At 61.4% G+C, this 15,756-nt stretch carries 17 protein-coding genes; 8 read left to right on the top strand and 9 right to left on the bottom strand.

What is annotated here, in order from left to right; genetic code table 11:
• Nucleotides 1-2: 2 nt before the first annotated feature.
• Genes L6D63_RS19465 through L6D63_RS19445 form a run of 5 tightly spaced genes read left to right on the top strand, consistent with a single transcriptional unit; the run spans nt 3 to nt 4,622 of the window.
• A complete protein-coding gene (locus tag L6D63_RS19465) occupies nt 3-1,991 on the top strand; it encodes a heme lyase CcmF/NrfE family subunit (RefSeq protein WP_131669999.1) in 1,989 nt (662 codons plus the stop codon).
• Nucleotides 1,988-2,524 carry a DsbE family thiol:disulfide interchange protein gene (locus L6D63_RS19460; RefSeq protein WP_041072930.1) on the top strand — a complete coding sequence of 179 codons (537 nt, stop codon included), beginning with the start codon at nt 1,988-1,990 and terminating at the stop codon, nt 2,522-2,524. Before L6D63_RS19465 ends, L6D63_RS19460 begins: the two co-directional genes overlap by 4 nt.
• A complete protein-coding gene (locus L6D63_RS19455) occupies nt 2,521-2,991 on the top strand; it encodes a cytochrome c-type biogenesis protein (protein WP_041072928.1) in 471 nt (156 codons plus the stop codon). Before L6D63_RS19460 ends, L6D63_RS19455 begins: the two co-directional genes overlap by 4 nt.
• On the top strand, nt 2,988-4,190 hold the full coding sequence (gene ccmI, locus L6D63_RS19450; protein WP_047292588.1) for a c-type cytochrome biogenesis protein CcmI: 1,203 nt from the start codon (nt 2,988-2,990) through the stop codon (nt 4,188-4,190). The genes L6D63_RS19455 and ccmI overlap by 4 nt, the downstream gene beginning before the upstream one ends.
• Nucleotides 4,191-4,217: 27 nt before the next feature.
• Nucleotides 4,218-4,622 carry a hypothetical protein gene (locus L6D63_RS19445; RefSeq protein WP_047292591.1) on the top strand — a complete coding sequence of 135 codons (405 nt, stop codon included), beginning with the start codon at nt 4,218-4,220 and terminating at the stop codon, nt 4,620-4,622.
• A gap of 58 nt (nt 4,623-4,680) precedes the next feature.
• Here the strand turns inward: L6D63_RS19445 and L6D63_RS19440 are convergent, their stop codons facing one another.
• The 3 genes from L6D63_RS19440 to L6D63_RS19430 all read right to left on the bottom strand — a co-directional run bounded on the left by L6D63_RS19440 (nt 4,681) and on the right by L6D63_RS19430 (nt 6,690).
• Nucleotides 4,681-5,256 (bottom strand): PIN domain-containing protein, encoded by a 576-nt coding sequence (locus L6D63_RS19440; RefSeq protein ID WP_047292593.1) that lies wholly within the window; start codon nt 5,254-5,256, stop codon nt 4,681-4,683.
• Nucleotides 5,253-5,720, bottom strand: coding sequence for a helix-turn-helix domain-containing protein (locus L6D63_RS19435; protein ID WP_095667166.1), 468 nt, complete (start codon nt 5,718-5,720; stop codon nt 5,253-5,255). The genes L6D63_RS19440 and L6D63_RS19435 overlap by 4 nt, the downstream gene beginning before the upstream one ends.
• An 82-nt stretch (nt 5,721-5,802) precedes the next feature.
• Nucleotides 5,803-6,690, bottom strand: coding sequence for a LysR family transcriptional regulator (locus tag L6D63_RS19430; protein WP_131670000.1), 888 nt, complete (start codon nt 6,688-6,690; stop codon nt 5,803-5,805).
• 307 nt (nt 6,691-6,997) lie between these two features.
• Here L6D63_RS19430 and L6D63_RS19425 point away from each other — a divergent pair, with 307 nt between their 5' ends.
• Both L6D63_RS19425 and L6D63_RS19420 read left to right on the top strand, forming a co-directional pair.
• Complete coding sequence (locus L6D63_RS19425) at nt 6,998-7,210, top strand: type II toxin-antitoxin system HicA family toxin (RefSeq protein ID WP_095667164.1); 213 nt, start codon at nt 6,998-7,000, stop codon at nt 7,208-7,210.
• Entirely contained in the window at nt 7,210-7,614 is a 405-nt protein-coding gene (locus tag L6D63_RS19420; protein ID WP_047599953.1) for a type II toxin-antitoxin system HicB family antitoxin, read from the top strand. Before L6D63_RS19425 ends, L6D63_RS19420 begins: the two co-directional genes overlap by 1 nt.
• 69 nt (nt 7,615-7,683) lie before the next feature.
• On the opposite strand, the gene L6D63_RS19415 is transcribed toward L6D63_RS19420, so the two are convergent.
• Nucleotides 7,684-8,871, bottom strand: a complete 1,188-nt coding sequence (locus L6D63_RS19415; RefSeq protein ID WP_047292599.1) for an MFS transporter — start codon at nt 8,869-8,871, stop codon at nt 7,684-7,686.
• A gap of 243 nt (nt 8,872-9,114) precedes the next feature.
• Here L6D63_RS19415 and L6D63_RS19410 point away from each other — a divergent pair, with 243 nt between their 5' ends.
• Nucleotides 9,115-9,735: a DUF5666 domain-containing protein gene (locus tag L6D63_RS19410; RefSeq protein ID WP_131670001.1), complete on the top strand. Its 621-nt coding sequence runs from the start codon at nt 9,115-9,117 to the stop codon at nt 9,733-9,735.
• Between the two features lie 143 nt (nt 9,736-9,878).
• On the opposite strand, the gene L6D63_RS19405 is transcribed toward L6D63_RS19410, so the two are convergent.
• The 5 genes from L6D63_RS19405 to L6D63_RS19385 form a co-directional block, all read right to left on the bottom strand.
• Entirely contained in the window at nt 9,879-10,877 is a 999-nt protein-coding gene (locus L6D63_RS19405) for a sulfate ABC transporter substrate-binding protein (RefSeq protein WP_095667161.1), read from the bottom strand.
• A gap of 184 nt (nt 10,878-11,061) precedes the next feature.
• Nucleotides 11,062-11,886 carry an ion transporter gene (locus L6D63_RS19400; RefSeq protein ID WP_047292605.1) on the bottom strand — a complete coding sequence of 275 codons (825 nt, stop codon included), beginning with the start codon at nt 11,884-11,886 and terminating at the stop codon, nt 11,062-11,064.
• Between the two features lie 21 nt (nt 11,887-11,907).
• Nucleotides 11,908-12,822, bottom strand: a complete 915-nt coding sequence (locus L6D63_RS19395) for an urea transporter (RefSeq protein WP_041072909.1) — start codon at nt 12,820-12,822, stop codon at nt 11,908-11,910.
• Between the two features lie 207 nt (nt 12,823-13,029).
• Entirely contained in the window at nt 13,030-14,445 is a 1,416-nt protein-coding gene (pyk, locus tag L6D63_RS19390; RefSeq protein WP_131670002.1) for a pyruvate kinase, read from the bottom strand.
• Nucleotides 14,442-15,716: a glycerate kinase type-2 family protein gene (locus L6D63_RS19385; RefSeq protein ID WP_131670003.1), complete on the bottom strand. Its 1,275-nt coding sequence runs from the start codon at nt 15,714-15,716 to the stop codon at nt 14,442-14,444. The genes pyk and L6D63_RS19385 overlap by 4 nt, the downstream gene beginning before the upstream one ends.
• Between the last annotated feature and the right edge of the window lie 40 nt (nt 15,717-15,756).

Raw genomic sequence — 15,756 nt, 5'->3', positions numbered from 1 at the left:
TGATGACGTCTGCACTGTTTATTCCCGAGCTCGGCCATCTGGCGATGATTCTGGCGCTGTGTTTCGCGCTGGTGCAGGCCGTGGTGCCGCTGCTCGGTGCGTGGCGCGGCGACCGTCTGTGGATGGGCCTGGCCCAGCCGGCGGCGTGGGGGCAGTTCGCGTTCCTGCTGTTTGCCTTCGGTTGCCTGACCTACGCATTCATGACCGACGACTTTTCCGTCGGCTACGTGGCCATGAACTCCAACAGCGCCTTGCCGTGGTACTACAAGTTCAGCGCGGTGTGGGGCGCCCACGAAGGGTCGCTGCTGCTGTGGGCGTTGATCCTCGGTGGCTGGACCTTCGCCGTATCGGTGTTTTCCCGGCAGTTGCCGCAAGTCATGCTCGCTCGCGTGCTGGCGGTAATGGGCATGATCAGCACCGGTTTCCTCATGTTTCTGATCCTCACCTCCAACCCGTTTTCGCGGATCCTGCCGCAGATTCCGGCCGACGGTCGTGACCTCAATCCGCTGCTGCAAGACATCGGCCTGATCGTGCATCCGCCGATGCTTTATATGGGGTATGTGGGTTTCTCGGTAGCGTTTGCCTTCGCCATCGCCGCACTGCTCGGTGGTCGTCTCGACGCCGCGTGGGCACGCTGGTCGCGGCCGTGGACGATTGTCGCCTGGGCTTTCCTCGGCATCGGCATCACCCTCGGTTCGTGGTGGGCCTACTACGAACTCGGCTGGGGCGGCTGGTGGTTCTGGGACCCGGTGGAAAACGCCTCGTTCATGCCCTGGCTGGTCGGCACCGCGTTGATCCACTCGCTGGCCGTCACGGAAAAACGTGGGGTGTTCAAGAGCTGGACGGTGTTGCTGGCGATTGCCGCATTTTCGTTGAGCCTGCTCGGTACCTTCCTCGTGCGTTCCGGCGTGCTGACCTCGGTGCACGCGTTTGCTTCCGACCCTGAGCGCGGCGTGTTCATCCTGATCTTCCTGCTGTTCGTGGTCGGTGGTTCGCTGACGTTGTTTGCGTTGCGCGCGCCAGTGGTCAAGAGCCAGGTCGGCTTCAACCTGTGGTCGCGGGAAACCCTGCTGCTGGGCAACAACCTGGTGCTGGTGGTGGCGGCGTCGATGATCCTGCTCGGCACCCTGTATCCGCTGATTCTCGATGCCTTGAGCGGCGCCAAGCTGTCGGTCGGCCCGCCGTACTTCAACGCGTTATTCATCCCGCTGATGGCGTTGCTGATGCTGGTGATGGCGGTCGGCGTGATCGTGCGCTGGAAAGACACGCCGGTGAAGTGGCTGGCGAACATGCTGACCCCGGTGCTGCTGGGCAGCGTTGCACTGGCCGTGGTGGCCGGTGTCGCCTACGGCGATTTCAACTGGGCGGTGATCGCGACGTTCCTGCTTGCTGCGTGGGTGCTGCTCGCCGGTGTGCGCGACATCTTCGACAAGACTCGCCACAAGGGCCTGATCAAAGGCCTGCCAACCTTGACCCGCAGCTATTGGGGCATGCAGATCGCGCACCTGGGCATCGCCGTGTGCGCCCTCGGTGTAGTGCTGTCGAGCCAGAACAGTGCCGAACGCGACCTGCGTCTGGCGCCGGGCGAGTCGATGGACCTGGCCGGCTATCACTTCATCTTCGAAGGCGCCAAGCACTTCGAGGGGCCGAACTTCACCTCCGACAAGGGCACCATCCGGGTGATCCGCGACGGCAAGGAAGTCAGCGTGCTGCACCCGGAAAAACGCCTGTACACCGTGCAGAGTTCGATGATGACCGAGGCCGGGATCGACGCCGGTTTCACTCGCGATCTCTACGTCGCACTCGGCGAGCCGCTGGAAAACGGCGCGTGGGCGGTGCGGGTTCACGTCAAACCGTTCGTGCGCTGGATCTGGTTCGGCGGTCTGCTGACCGGTCTGGGCGGATTGCTGGCGGCGCTGGATCGGCGTTATCGAGTCAAGGTCAAAGCCAAGGTGCGTGAAGCCCTCGGCCTGCAAGGAGCGGCTGCATGAGACGTTGGTTGATGCTGGTACCCCTGGCGATTTTCCTGCTGGTGGCGGTGTTTCTTTATCGCGGTCTGTACCTCGATCCGGCGGAACTGCCGTCGGCGATGATCAACAAGCCCTTCCCGGAATTCAGCCTGCCGAATGTGCAGGGCGACAAGACCCTGACCAAGGCCGACATCCTCGGCAAACCGGCACTGGTCAACGTCTGGGGCACCTGGTGCATTTCCTGCCGGGTCGAGCACCCGGTACTGAACAAACTGGCCGAGCGCGGCGTGGTGATCTACGGCATCAACTACAAGGACACCAACGCCGATGCGTTGAAGTGGCTGGCCGAATTCCACAACCCGTACCTGCTGGACATCCGTGACGACGAAGGTTCGCTGGGTCTGAACCTCGGCGTGTACGGCGCGCCGGAAACTTTCTTCATCGACGCCAAGGGCATCATCCGCGACAAGTACGTCGGGGTGATCGACGAACAGGTCTGGCGCGAAAAACTCGCAGCCAAATACCAGGCACTGGTCGATGAGGCCAAGCCATGAAGCGTTTTATGGCTGCCGTGGTCTTGGGTTTGAGTCTGGCTGGTGTGGCCCACGCCGCGATTGACACCTACGAGTTCGCCAAGGAAGGCGATCGCGAGCGTTTCCGCGAGTTGACCAAGGAACTGCGCTGTCCCAAGTGCCAGAACCAGGACATCGCCGACTCCAACGCACCGATTGCCGCCGACCTGCGCAAAGAGATTTTCCGCATGCTCGGCGAGGGCAAGGACAATCAGCAGATCATCGATTTCATGGTTGATCGCTACGGTGATTTCGTCCGCTACAAACCGGCGCTCAACGCCAAGACTGCACTGCTGTGGTTCGGCCCGGCCGGGCTGTTGCTTGGCGGTCTGGTGGTGATTGTCCTGATCGTGCGCCGTCGTCGCGGTCAGCGCGCCGAAACCCCGTCATCGCTGTCCACCGAAGAACGTCAGCGCCTCGACCAACTGTTGGATAAAAACCAAGAATGATTGATTTCTGGCTTGCCGCAGGGCTGTTGCTTCTGGTCGCCCTGAGTTTTCTGCTGATCCCGGTTTTGCGTGGCCGTCGCGCCCAGCGTGAAGAGGATCGGACTGCTCTGAACGTCGCGCTGTATCAGGAACGCGTCGCCGAGCTGCAAGCGCAGCAGGCCGAAGGCGTGCTCGATGCGGCGCAAATGGACAGCGGTCGTGCGGAAGCGGCGCGTGAACTGCTCGCCGATACCGAGGGCGTTGCCGCACCGCGTGTGTCGAAACTGGGCAAGCCTTTGCCGTTGTTGGCAGCGGTGCTGGTGCCGGTGTTGGGCCTGGGGCTGTACCTGCATTTCGGTGCTGCGGACAAGGTCGAGCTGACCCGCGAGTTCGCCCAGGCGCCGCAGTCGATGGAAGAGATGACCCGGCGTCTGGAACGAGCCGTCGCCGCGCAACCGGATTCGGCGGAAGGTCTGTACTTCCTCGGTCGCACCTACATGGCCCAGGATCGTCCGGCGGACGCGGCGAAGATGTTCGAACGCGCCGCCAACCTTGCCGGTCGCCAGCCGGAGCTGCTCGGTCAGTGGGCACAGGCGCAGTATTTTGCCGACGGTAAAAAATGGTCGGACAAGCTCCAGGCCCTGACCGACGAAGCGCTGAAAGCCGACCCGAAAGAAGTCACCAGCCTCGGCCTGCTCGGCATCGCCGCGTTCGAAGGCGAGCGTTATCAGCAAGCCATCGACTATTGGAATCGCCTGCTGGCGCAATTGCCAGAGGACGACAAGTCCCGCGAAGCCCTGCAGGGCGGCATCAACCGCGCCACCGAACGGCTTGAAGCCAGCGGCGGCAAGGTCGCCGCCGCACCGGCTGCCAAGGTTGCCGCGCTGCTCAAGGTGCGCGTCGATCTGGCCAGCGAACTCAAAGGCAAGGTGCAACCGGGCGACAGCGTGTTCATCTTCGCCCGCGCCGTTTCAGGCCCACCGGCACCGTTGGCGGCCAAGCGTCTGACCGTGGCGGACCTGCCGGTGACCGTCGAACTGGGCGATGCCGACGCGATGATGCCGCAGTTGAAACTGTCGAACTTTCCTGAAGTCCAACTGGTTGCGCGCATCTCCCGCGCCGGTCAACCGACCGCCGGGGAGTGGGTGGGTCGCAGCGGCCCGCTGGCCAGCAGCACCACCGCGCCGCAAACACTGACCATTGACAGCCCGGACCAATAACCCCGGAACCCACAGGAAAGCACCGCCATGCACAGCCTCGCCCGCATCACCGTCATTACATTGGCCTTGAGCATGAGCGCATGTGCGGTGCACCGACCGGAACCGACCACCAACCTGCCACCCATCCCGCCGTCACAACCGAGCCCGACCCCGTCGACCTCGCCGGCACCCGGAAAAAGCATCCCGGCCAAACCGTCCAAGCCAGTCCCGCGCACCTCAGCTAGTTTCGCCCCGCCACCGGGCGGCAACAGCCACTGGGACCAGAAGCTCGGCGTCTACGTCCTCGACGATCAGCCCAACACCTTCTACCGCCAGCGCACGTACTTCCGCTGGAACAACGGCTGGACCCGCTCGATCAGCCCCAACGGCCCGTGGGAAGACACCGACATCCACGGCGTGCCGCCGGGGTTGGGCAAACAGTTCGGGCAGTGATGAGCACGCGGCGATCTTTGGATCGCCGTTTGTTTGTCTGGTGTTCCAAAACGAGTATTCAGAGCATCGCACGGTAGGCGCTTAGCGCCCGAACTGACTCGACCAATCCCTGGCGCCGCAAAAGGTCAAGGAACGGCTCGATCTCCATTGGCGGAAATTTCAGTTGTTGGCGCTGTCGTTGCGCCGCCGCGATAACAGCTGCCGGATCAAGGTGAAACAGGTTCTCGACAAACTCATCTGGGTGTTGGGCCTCGACGCCATAGGGGGCGAGGCAGGTATCGGGAAAATCTTTCAGGTTGAATGTCACGATCACCCCAGCGCCGCAGCGTATGGCTGCAGCCAATACATGGCGGTCGTTGGGATCGGGCAGGGAAAGTCCGGTGATCAGCGCTTCATAGTCACAGACACAGGCATCGGGTATCGCACGATCCATAAGCTCGGACGTGCGATCCAGTTGCTCCATCGTCAGATCGGTTCGGTTCTTCAATAAATTGCGTTTCCATTCGCCGTGAATCTCCTGGGTCCATCGGGCTCGAAATCGCCCCGAAAGCGCGAGCCACATCAGCAAGTCTCTAAGCGGGGCGGGGTACAAAACACATGCATCGTATACAGCGGTGAAAGGGGAATGCCTCACTCGTATCCTGTCCTTAAAGCCTGTGCCTGCTCCGCGAGAAGCGCCATTGCCTGCTCGCTGGCGGTATCGCGCCGGGTTTTATAGTCCATCAAATCGGCGAAACGCACACGTCGGTGCTTGCCGGTTTTGTGGTAGGACAACTCGCCGCTTTCCAGCAGTTTTATCAGGTGCGGGCGTGAGACATTGAGCAGGTCGGCGGCCTCCTGAGTGGTCAGTTCGGCATGCACCGGTACGACTTTGACGGCGTTTCCTTCAGCCAGCTCCGCCAGAATATCCATCAGTAGCCGCAGTGCCGACGTCGGAAGCTCGACCTGATGCGCCTGGTTCTGTTCGTCGAAAATCTGGATGTGCTGTGTTTCGAATTGGGTCGCCAGATAGGCGGCGAGCGCGCGTTTGCCTTCGATGGCGGCTTGGACTTCGCGCTCCACCGGGAGGTTGAGAGAGGGGTGGAGGACAATCGACATAATGGATTCCAGCATTCTGAATAAGATGCCGGAACGTTATTCGAATTAAACGAAAACCGCAATAAACGAAACAGGCGCTGGTTCAGTTCAGGTGTGTCAGCAAGTTTTCCATGTACTCCACAAACGCCCGCGCCTTCGCACTGACCATCCGCCCCGTGGGGAACACCGCCCACAAATCCTGATCCGGCAACCGCCAATCATCCATCACCGCCCTGACCGCGCCGCTTGCCAGCTCCGGGGCGAACATCCATTGCGAGGCAATCGCCAGGCCCTGATCGGCCAGCACGGCTGCGCGCAAACCTTCGGCGGCGCTGACGCGCAGGCGGCCGGTCAAGGTGTGTGTCTGCTGTTCGCTGCCGTTGGTGAAGGTCCAGGTGGCGCCGCCGCTGAGGTTGTAGACAATGCCTTGATGCTGATCCAGATCGGTCGGGCAGCACGGCTCACCGTGGCGGGCGAAGTAGGCCGGGCTGCCGAGCACCACGCGGCGGCAGTCGGCGATTTTGCGCGCGGTGAGGCTGGAGTCACTGAGCGGGCCCATGCGCAGGGCGACGTCGATGCCTTCTTCGACCAGATTGATGTTGCGGTCATCGAGCATCAGGTCGATGTTCAGGTGCGGATGCTGAGCGAGAAACGCCCCCAGTTGCGGCACGACGTGCAGGCGACCGAACGTCACCGCCGCGCTGATGCGCAGGTTACCGCGCAAACCGCCGGCGCTGCCACGGGCGGCGTTATCGGCTTCGTTGGCTTCATCGATGGCGCGTCTGGCTCGCTCGAAAAACGCCAGGCCGGCTTCGGTTGGCGTCAGGCCACGGGTCGAGCGCAGCAACAGACTGACCGCCAGGCGCCTTTCCAGCTGAGCGATGGTTTTCGACACGGCGGGCTGGCCGATATTCAGGCGTCGCGCGGCGGCGGAAAACGAGCCGGTTTCGACGACGCAGACGAAGGTTTCCATGGCGGCGAGGCGATCCATCTCAGGTCCTTGTGCAATCTTCAAGCATTCAGAGGAGCCCTGTGGGAGCGAGCTTGCTCGCGAAGGCGTCGGATCAGCCAGCATATTTGTTGAATATCAGACCGCTTTCGCGAGCAGGCTCGCTCCCACAGGGGAACAGGGTGTTGGCCAGGATGTAGCTTTGCGAGTCGCTGAGTTTAATCCGTGGACAAGACTGTGCCATCGATCACATGCGGTAAAACAACCGAACGTCGTTCTGCAGATTCATGTGCTTGAGTAAAGATAACTCTAGAGTTACTTTTATTCGGCCGGAGCAAGGAGGCGGTAGGTGCAAAGCAGGCTATTGATCAAGGAGCTGGAGGAGGCAGGCTGGACGCTGGATCGAGTCTCCGGCAGTCATCACATCTTCAGGCATCGTTACAACCCGTACACCATTCCCGTTCCCCACCCGAAGAAGGATTTGCCGCTGGGGACGGTCAAAAGCATCAGGAGGCGTGCCGGGTTGTACCACCCGCCAGCCAGCTGCAAGGGAGATCCATAATGCAATATCCGATCTGCATCGAATGGGGTGACGACGACACCGCCATCGGTATTCAGATACCTGACATTCCCGGCGCCGTCACGGCCGGGGACACTTTCGAGGACGCCTATAACGCAGCCGTTGAAGTCGCCCATCTCATGCTGCAGGAGATGGCGGCGGACGGGGAATCGATTCCGATGCCGACGTCGGCAGCGGCGCATCGCAATAATCCGGAGTTTGCCGACATGGGCTGGGGCATGCTTGAGCTGGATATCTCGCCGTACATGGGCAAGACCGAGAAGGTCAACGTGACGTTGCCAGGCTATGTGATCCAGCGCATCGATCGCTATGTGCGTGAACACAATGTCAAAAGCCGTTCTTCGTTTCTGGCGGATGCGGCGATGGAGAAACTGGTTCGGTATTGAGCGTCGTCGCTCCCATGGGCCCGGTGAACAACCTGTGGGAGCGAACCTGCTTGCGATGCTTTTGACGTCTTAAGCGGTTGCCAATGAACCACGTTGCGAAGCACTCAAAAACCGCACCAGCGCCAGCAGCGGGAACGCGCTGCCGACAATCACGATCCACAACCAGCCGCCGTGCTCATATACCGCACTGGCGACCGACGAGCCGAAGGCGCCGCCGATGAAGATGCTGGTCATGTACAGCGCATTCAGGCGACCACGGCTTTTGGCGTCCAGCGAGTAGACCGCGCGCTGGCCGAGAACCATGTTCATCTGCACGCAGAAATCCAGTACTACGCCGGTCACGGCCAGGCCGATGACGCTGTAGGCCGGGTGGATGAAGGCGGGCAGGAAGCTCAGGCTGGCGAACAGCATGGCCAGCAGCGAGGCGATTCGGGTGTGGCCGGCGTCCGCCAGGCGTCCGCTGATCGGCGCGGCGATGGCACCGATGGCGCCGACCAGGGCGAAGATCGCGATCTCGCTCTGCGACAGGCCATGGTTACGCGCCAGCTCCAACGGCACGGCGGTCCAGAACAGGCTGAAGGTGGCGAACATGCAACCCTGATAAAACGCGCGCTGACGCAGCACCGGTTGCTGGCGCAGCAATGTCCACAATGAGCCGATCAGTTGGCCGTATGTGGCGCTGTGATCCGGTTGACGCTTGGGCACGGTCAGCGCCAGCACCACGCTGATCGCTGCCATCAACGCCGCAGCAATCATGAACATCGCGCGCCAGCCGAAATGGTCAGCGACGACGCTCGATACCGGTCTTGCCAGCAGGATGCCCAACAGCAAGCCACCCATGATCCCGCCGACCACCCGGCCACGGGATTCTTCCGGCGCCAGATGTGCAGCCAGCGGAATCAGGATCTGCACCGACACCGAACTGAAGCCCACCAGCAAAGAGATCAGCAGGAACACGTTCGGCTGACTGGTGAACGCCGCGCCGAGCAGGCTGGCAATGGCCACCACGGTGGTGATGATCATCAGTCGGCGGTTTTCCAGCAGGTCGCCCAGCGGCACCAGGAAAAACAGACCCAGCGCATAACCGATCTGTGTCAGCGAGACGATGAAGCTGGCCATGGTGTCGGAGAGGCCGATGTCCGGTGCGATCAGACCAATGATCGGTTGCGCGTAATAGATGTTGGCGACGATGGCACCGCAGCAGAAGGCGAACAGCAGCACCATGCCTCGGGTCATTGCGTGAGTTGTAGCGTTCATAAGGTTTCTCGATCCAGCGAAAGGGAATGCGGTGAGGCTAAGGGACGCACCGACGTGGCGGTAGAAGCCTTGTATCGATAGCAGTTATTCCGTTGCGGAATGATTGGCTTCAAGCGCGGTGTCGTCCATCGGCGAACCTTGCGTCCGGCCGGAGAGCGTCGATGATACATTCACTTACATCTTCTTCGATAGCGTGCTTATGTTTACCGCTGCTGTTCAACTGTTTACCAACGGAGGATTGCCATGTTGCGTCGGCTGCTGCGTCACACCACTACGATTGTCCTGATCGGTCTGCTTGGCGCCAGCGCAGTACAGGCTGCGGATGCCCCGGGGATGCGGATCGGCGTACGCGGCGAGATCACCGGAGTCAGCGCTGACTCGTTGAAAGTCCACGTCAATAGCGGCGAGAACGTGGTGATTCAATTGACCGCTGACACCAAAGTGCGCGCCGTCACCCTGGCCAATATCGAGGACATCAAACCCGGCAGTTACATCGGCTCGGCGGCCATGCCGCAAGAGGACGGTACGCTCAAGGCGCTGGAAGTGCATGTATTCCCACCAGAACTGGCCGGCAGCGGCGACGGCCATCGGCGGTTCGACCTGGCCAAGGGCAGCAGCATGACCAATGGCAGCGTCGGTGATCTGGTGGTGAGCAATGGCCGGGTGCTGACCGTCAACTACAAGGGCGGGCAGCAGAAGATTCTGGTGCCGGAGGATGTGCCGATCGTCAACCTGATGCCAGGGGATCGGAGTTTGCTCAAGGTTGGGGTGAAGATCGTGACGTTCGTCACGCAAGGCGCGGACGGCACGCTGACCGCCCAATCGATTTCCGCCGGCAAGGATGGCGTCACGCCGCCGATGTAACTGTAGGAGCTGCCGGGCTGCGATCTTTTGATCTTGGTTTTTAAATTCCAAGTCAAAAGATCGCAGCCTGCGGCAGCTCCTACAGGGGTTCGCCACAAAAAAGGCGACCTGTTGAGGTCGCCTTTTTCATTTCAGTTCACGCCTTACTGACCGGTATAAATCTGATCAAAGATCCCGCCATCATTGAAGTGGGTCTTCTGCACCGAACGCCAGTCGCCGAAGGTCTTCTCAACCGACAGGAAGTCGACTTTCGGGAAACGATCGGTGTACTTCGCCAGCACTGCCGGGTCCCGTGGACGCAGGTAGTTGGCGGCGGCGATTTCCTGGCCTTGCGGCGACCACAGGTACTTCAGGTATTCATCGGCGGCAGCACGGGTGCCTTTCTTGTCGACCACTTTGTCGACCACCGACACCGGTGGCTCGGCTTCGGCGGAGACGCTTGGGTAGATCACTTCAAACTGATCGCGACCGAATTCGCGAGCGATCATCTCGGCTTCGTTCTCGAAAGTCACCAGCACGTCGCCGATCTGGTTGGTCATGAACGTGGTGGTCGCGGCGCGGCCACCGGTGTCGAGCACCGGCGCTTGCTTGAACAGTTTGCCGACGAAGTCTTTGGCCTTGTTCTCGTCACCGCCATTTTTCAGCACGTAGCCCCAGGCCGAGAGGTAGGTGTAGCGACCGTTGCCCGAAGTTTTCGGGTTCGGCACGATCACCTGCACGCCGTCCTTGAGCAGGTCCGGCCAGTCTTTCAGGGCTTTCGGGTTGCCTTTACGCACGATGAACACGGTGGCCGAGGTGAACGGCGCGCTGTTGTCCGGCAGGCGGGTGACCCAGTTGTCCGGCACCAGTTTGCCGTTGTCGGCGAGGGCGTTGATGTCGGTCGCCATGTTCATGGTGATGACGTCAGCCGGCAGGCCATCGATCACCGCGCGCGCCTGCTTGCTCGAACCGCCGAAGGACATCTGCACGGTGATGTTTTCGTTGTGCTCGGCCTGCCAGTGTTTCTGGAACGCCGTGTTGTAGTCCTTGTAGAAATCGCGCATCACGTCATAGGAGACGTTGAGCAGGGTCGGTGCGGCTTGAGCCACGCTGCCAAAGGCAAGACCGGCGGCGAGAAGTGAGGCGCCAAAGAGTTTTTTCACTGCGCATTCCTTGTTGTTTATGTGTAGGAGCTGCCGAAGGCTGCGATCTTTCGACTTTGATTTTAAAAACAAGATCAAAAGATCGCAGCCTTCGGCAGCTCCTACAGGGATTGTGGGTGATGCCAATTTGCTAGTGACTATAACGGGGCATGCATAGTCGTTTAAAGATTAAAAAGATCTGTGCTTATTCCAGTTTCTTGAACAGCGCATTACCGCAACGGGAGCAGAACGCCGCGCCATGTTCATGGCTGTTTTTCTTGCACACCGGGCAGTCGTGTTGCAGCTGTTCGCCGCGCATGGCGTTGGCCAGTTCTGCGGTGAAGATCCCGGTGGGCACGGCGATGATCGAGTAACCGGTGATCATCACCAGCGAGGAAATTACCTGGCCCAGCGGGGTTTTCGGCACGATGTCGCCGAAGCCGACGGTGGTCAGGGTCACGATAGCCCAATAGATGCCTTTGGGGATGCTGGTGAAGCCGTGTTCCGGGCCTTCGATCACGTACATCAGGGTGCCGAACACCGTCACCAGGGTGCAGACGCTGACCAGGAACACCACGATCTTCTGCTTGCTGCCGCGCAGCGCCGACATCAAATAGTTGGCTTGCTTGAGGTATGGGCTGAGCTTGAGTACGCGGAAGATCCGCAGCATCCGGATGATCCGGATGATCAGCAGGTACTGCGCATCGCTGTAATACAGCGCGAGGATCCCCGGCACGATCGCCAGCAGATCCACCAGTCCGTAGAAACTGAAGGCGTAGCGCAACGGCTTCGGTGAGCAATACAGGCGCAGGATGTACTCGCCGAGAAAAATGACGGTGAAGCCCCATTCAATGTAGGCCAGCACATCGGCGTAGTTCTGGTGAATGCTGTCGATGCTGTCGAGCATCACCACCACCAGGCTGGCAAGGATGATCAACAGCAAGGTGCCGTCAAAGCGCCGCCCGGCGAGGGTGTCGCTCTGGAAAATCATCACGTAAAGCCGTTCACGCCAACTGTTGCTGCTGTCCATGGATAACGCCTGAATTGAAGATCAGCGCAGCCTAGGTTGATTGTCCCCCTGTGCGCAAGGCGTGGCGTCGACGGCCGCTTTGCCGAGCATCTGGATCCCGGCGCGGATCAGCCAGCCGGCGAGGATGAACGGCGCGGTCAGCGTCGCCAGACCAAGGGCGGCGAACAGCGGGGTGACCAGCAGCGCCAGGACGATGCCCAGCAGCGGTAGCCACGGTTGTTGACGCTGTGAACTGAAGGCGAGGGCGGCGAGCACCGCGTTGTAACTGCCCAGTCCCAGCAACGCTGCAGCGGTTTCGTGGTGCAGCAGGCTGGATGCCAGGCCGATGCCGGAAGCCAGCAGCGCCCAGCAGAACGCGCGGCGATCGGCGATCAACAGACCGATGCCGATCAACGCGCCGGCCAGCGGATGACCGAGGAACATCACCTGACCCAGTCCACGCAGTTCAGCGGCGAGCAGGTTCAGCGTGGTCATCTCGATGTGAGTCATCGGCGCAGACGGTTCGGCGAACAACAGTAACACCCAGCTCATTGCTACAAACGGTGAGGTGTAGGCCGGTATCGATCGGCTGCGGTAGACGTGTTTGAGCCATTGCTGAGTGACCATCGCACTGAGGCCACCGGCCGCCAGAATCAGCGGCGGCAGCATCGGCGACCACGGGAAATACAGGCTCAGCACCAAGCCAAGCAGCACGCCGTTGTAACTGAACAACCCGGCCTGACGATCCGCCTTGGCATAGTTGCGTCGTTGCGCGGTGAGCAGGCCGGCGACTGCACCGAGCAGCGCGCCGGCAAACAGCACCGGCGCAGTGAGCAGGATCGCCAGCAGGCACAACAGGCCGCACAGCGGGTGGCGCTGGAGGAAAATCTGACTGAAACCGTTGAGCAAAGCCTCGGCCCAGTCGGGGCAGTGGGTGTTGAAATGATTGGCAGGCATGTTGAAAAAATCTGGGCAGTGGGACAATCAAAAGGTCTTGCTTACCTGTGGTGAAGGGATTTATCCCCGATGGCTGCGAAGCAGCCCCAAATCGGTGAATGCGGTTTTTCTGTGAAAACCGTCACTCTCTTGAAGCGGTGACTGCTGCGCAGTCAATCGGGGATGAATCCCCTCACCACAGGTTTTGTATTCACATCAAAATATGGGTCAGATCAGCGTTTCGATCCGCAGTGAGTTGGTCGATCCCGGCTGCCCGAACGGCACGCCGGCGGTGATCAGCAAGGTATCGCCACGCTCGGCCATGCCTTGCGCCTGGGCGATTTCCAGCGCGGTCGAACACACTTCATCGACCTGACGCAGGCGATCGTTGACCACCGAATGAATACCCCACGCCACGCTCAAGCGCCGCGCGGTCTGCAGGTTCGGCGTCAGGTTGAGGATCGGCGCTTTCGGTCGTTCCCGAGCAGCGCGCAACGTCGAAGCGCCCGATTCGCTGTAGTTGACCAGCACCGCCACCGGCAGCACGTTGCTGATGCGGCGGATCGCGCAACTGATCGCATCGGACACCGTTGCCTCGGCTTTCGGTCGGCTGACGTCGAGTTGAGTCTGATAGTCCGGACCGTTTTCCACTTGGCGAATGATCTTGCTCATCATCTGCACCGCTTCCAGTGGGTATTCACCGGAGGCGGTTTCGGCCGACAGCATCACCGCATCTGCGCCTTCAGCCACGGCGTTGGCCACGTCGGTGACTTCCGCGCGGGTCGGGGCCGGGGAGAAACGCATCGATTCGAGCATCTGCGTCGCCACCACCACCGGTTTGCCCAGTTCGCGGCAGGTGCTGATGATGTTCTTCTGGATTTGCGGCACGCTTTCCGCCGGCACTTCCACGCCGAGGTCGCCGCGAGCGACCATGATCGCGTCGCTCAGTTGGGCGATTTCGCGCAATTGCTCAACCGCCGACGGCTTCTCGATTTTCGCCATCAGGAAGGCCTTGTCGCCGATCAGCTCGCGGGCTTCGAGAATGTCCTGCGGGCGTTGCACGAACGACAGCGCCACCCAGTCCACCCCCAGTTCCAGACCGAAACTCAGGTCGCGGCGATCCTTGGCGGTCAGTGGGCTGAGGTCGAGCACCGCTTGCGGCACGTTCACGCCTTTGCGGTCCGACAGTTCGCCGCCGGCGAGCACGGTGGTGTCGATCGCGTCGGAGTATTTGCTGACCACGCGCAGGCGCAGTTTGCCGTCATCCAGCAGCAGATCCATGCCGGCTTCGAGCGCGGCGATGATCTCCGGGTGCGGCAGGTTCACCCGGCGTTCATCGCCCGGGGTCGGGTCCAGATCGAGGCGGAACGCCTGACCGCGATGCAGCTGCACCTTGCCGTCGGCGAACTTGCCGACGCGCAGTTTCGGCCCCTGCAAATCCATCAGAATGCCCAGCGGATAGTTGAGCTGGCGCTCGACTTCGCGGATCCACTGATAGCGCTTGGCGTGGTCGGCGTGATCGCCGTGGCTGAAGTTCAGGCGGAAGATGTTGACCCCGGCCTCGACCAGTTCACGGATGTCTTCGATGCCGTCGACGGCAGGCCCGAGGGTGGCGAGGATTTTGACCTTTTTATCAGGCGTCATGATTTGCAATTCTCAAGGATCAGGATGGCGCGGAAGTCGTTGACGTTGGTGCGGGTCGGTTCGGTGACGATCAGCGCGTCGAGCGCCTCGAAGTAGCCGTAACCGTTGTTGTTATCCAGCTCGTCGCTGGCGCTCAAACCGAGGGCGGCGGCGCGGGCGTAGCTGTCCGGGGTCATGATCGCGCCGGCGTTGTCTTCCGAACCGTCGATGCCGTCGGTGTCACCGGCCAGCGCGTAGACGCCGGGCTGGCCCTTGAGGCTGTCGGTGAGGCTCAAGAGGAATTCGGCGTTGCGCCCGCCACGGCCATTGCCGCGCACGGTGACCGTGGTTTCGCCGCCGGAGAGAATCACGCACGGCGCTGCCAGTGGCTGCCCGTGATTGATGATCTGCCGGGCGATGCCGGCGTGGACCTTCGCCACCTCGCGGGATTCGCCTTCCAGGTCGCCAAGGATCAGCGTACTGAAACCGGCCTGGCGGCATTTCACCGCCGCGGCATCCAACGATTGCTGCGGGCGGGCGATCAACTGGAAGTGACTGCGGGCCAGGCTCGGGTCGCCGGGTTTGACGGTTTCCGATTCCGGGCTTTGCAGCCAAGTACGCACGGACGCCGGGACTTCGATGCCGTAGCGCTTAAGGATCGCCAGCGCTTCGGCGGAAGTGCTCGGGTCGGCCACGGTCGGACCGGAGGCGATGACCGTGGCGAGGTCGCCCGGCACATCGGAAATTGCGTAGGTGTAGACGGTGGCAGGCCAGCAAGCCTTGCCGAGGCGCCCGCCCTTGATCGCCGAGAGGTGCTTGCGTACGCAGTTCATTTCGCCGATGGTCGCGCCGGATTTGAGCAGGGCTTTGTTGATCGACTGCTTGTCCGCCAGGGTGATGCCTTCGGCCGGCAGGGCGAGCAGGGCAGAGCCGCCACCGGACAGCAGGAAGATCACGCGGTCGTCTTCAGTCAGATTGCTGACCAGTTCCAGCACGCGTTTGGCCACGGCCAGGCCGGCAGCGTCCGGTACCGGGTGCGCGGCTTCGACCACTTCGATTTTTTCGCACGGGGCGCCGTGACCGTAACGGGTCACTACCAGGCCCGAGACTTCGCCCTGCCAGCTGCGCTCGACCACTTGTGCCATGGCAGCGGCGGCTTTGCCGGCGCCGATGACGATCACCCGACCCGTGCGATCGGCAGGCAGATGGGCTTCGAGGACCTGGTTCGGATGGGCCGCGTCGATGGCTGTGGCAAACAGCTCACGCAGCAGTTGTTGCGGATCGACCGACATGGCGGGCTCCCGGAATTCTTGTTATTGGGATGGAACGACA

This window comes from Pseudomonas parakoreensis (assembly GCF_021602155.1).
Taxonomy (GTDB): Bacteria; Pseudomonadota; Gammaproteobacteria; order Pseudomonadales; family Pseudomonadaceae; genus Aquipseudomonas; species Aquipseudomonas parakoreensis.
The sequence above is the reverse complement of the archived record's forward strand: the minus strand, read 5'-3'. Positions and strand labels throughout refer to the sequence as shown.

Bases quoted from the DNA above. Each gene is read 5' to 3' on its own strand.
- L6D63_RS19400 (WP_047292605.1), bottom strand. From the start codon at position 11,886: ATGGACAGCAGCAACAGTTGGCGTGAACGGCTTTACGTGATGATTTTC.
- L6D63_RS19420 (WP_047599953.1), top strand. From the start codon at position 7,210: ATGCAATATCCGATCTGCATCGAATGGGGTGACGACGACACCGCCATC.
- L6D63_RS19460 (WP_041072930.1), top strand. From the start codon at position 1,988: ATGAGACGTTGGTTGATGCTGGTACCCCTGGCGATTTTCCTGCTGGTG.
- L6D63_RS19465 (WP_131669999.1), top strand. From the start codon at position 3: ATGACGTCTGCACTGTTTATTCCCGAGCTCGGCCATCTGGCGATGATT.
- L6D63_RS19415 (WP_047292599.1), bottom strand. From the start codon at position 8,871: ATGAACGCTACAACTCACGCAATGACCCGAGGCATGGTGCTGCTGTTC.
- L6D63_RS19385 (WP_131670003.1), bottom strand. From the start codon at position 15,716: ATGTCGGTCGATCCGCAACAACTGCTGCGTGAGCTGTTTGCCACAGCC.
- L6D63_RS19395 (WP_041072909.1), bottom strand. From the start codon at position 12,822: ATGCCTGCCAATCATTTCAACACCCACTGCCCCGACTGGGCCGAGGCT.
- L6D63_RS19410 (WP_131670001.1), top strand. From the start codon at position 9,115: ATGTTGCGTCGGCTGCTGCGTCACACCACTACGATTGTCCTGATCGGT.
- L6D63_RS19445 (WP_047292591.1), top strand. From the start codon at position 4,218: ATGCACAGCCTCGCCCGCATCACCGTCATTACATTGGCCTTGAGCATG.
- L6D63_RS19455 (WP_041072928.1), top strand. From the start codon at position 2,521: ATGAAGCGTTTTATGGCTGCCGTGGTCTTGGGTTTGAGTCTGGCTGGT.
- L6D63_RS19430 (WP_131670000.1), bottom strand. From the start codon at position 6,690: ATGGATCGCCTCGCCGCCATGGAAACCTTCGTCTGCGTCGTCGAAACC.
- pyk (WP_131670002.1), bottom strand. From the start codon at position 14,445: ATGACGCCTGATAAAAAGGTCAAAATCCTCGCCACCCTCGGGCCTGCC.
- ccmI (WP_047292588.1), top strand. From the start codon at position 2,988: ATGATTGATTTCTGGCTTGCCGCAGGGCTGTTGCTTCTGGTCGCCCTG.
- L6D63_RS19435 (WP_095667166.1), bottom strand. From the start codon at position 5,720: ATGTCGATTGTCCTCCACCCCTCTCTCAACCTCCCGGTGGAGCGCGAA.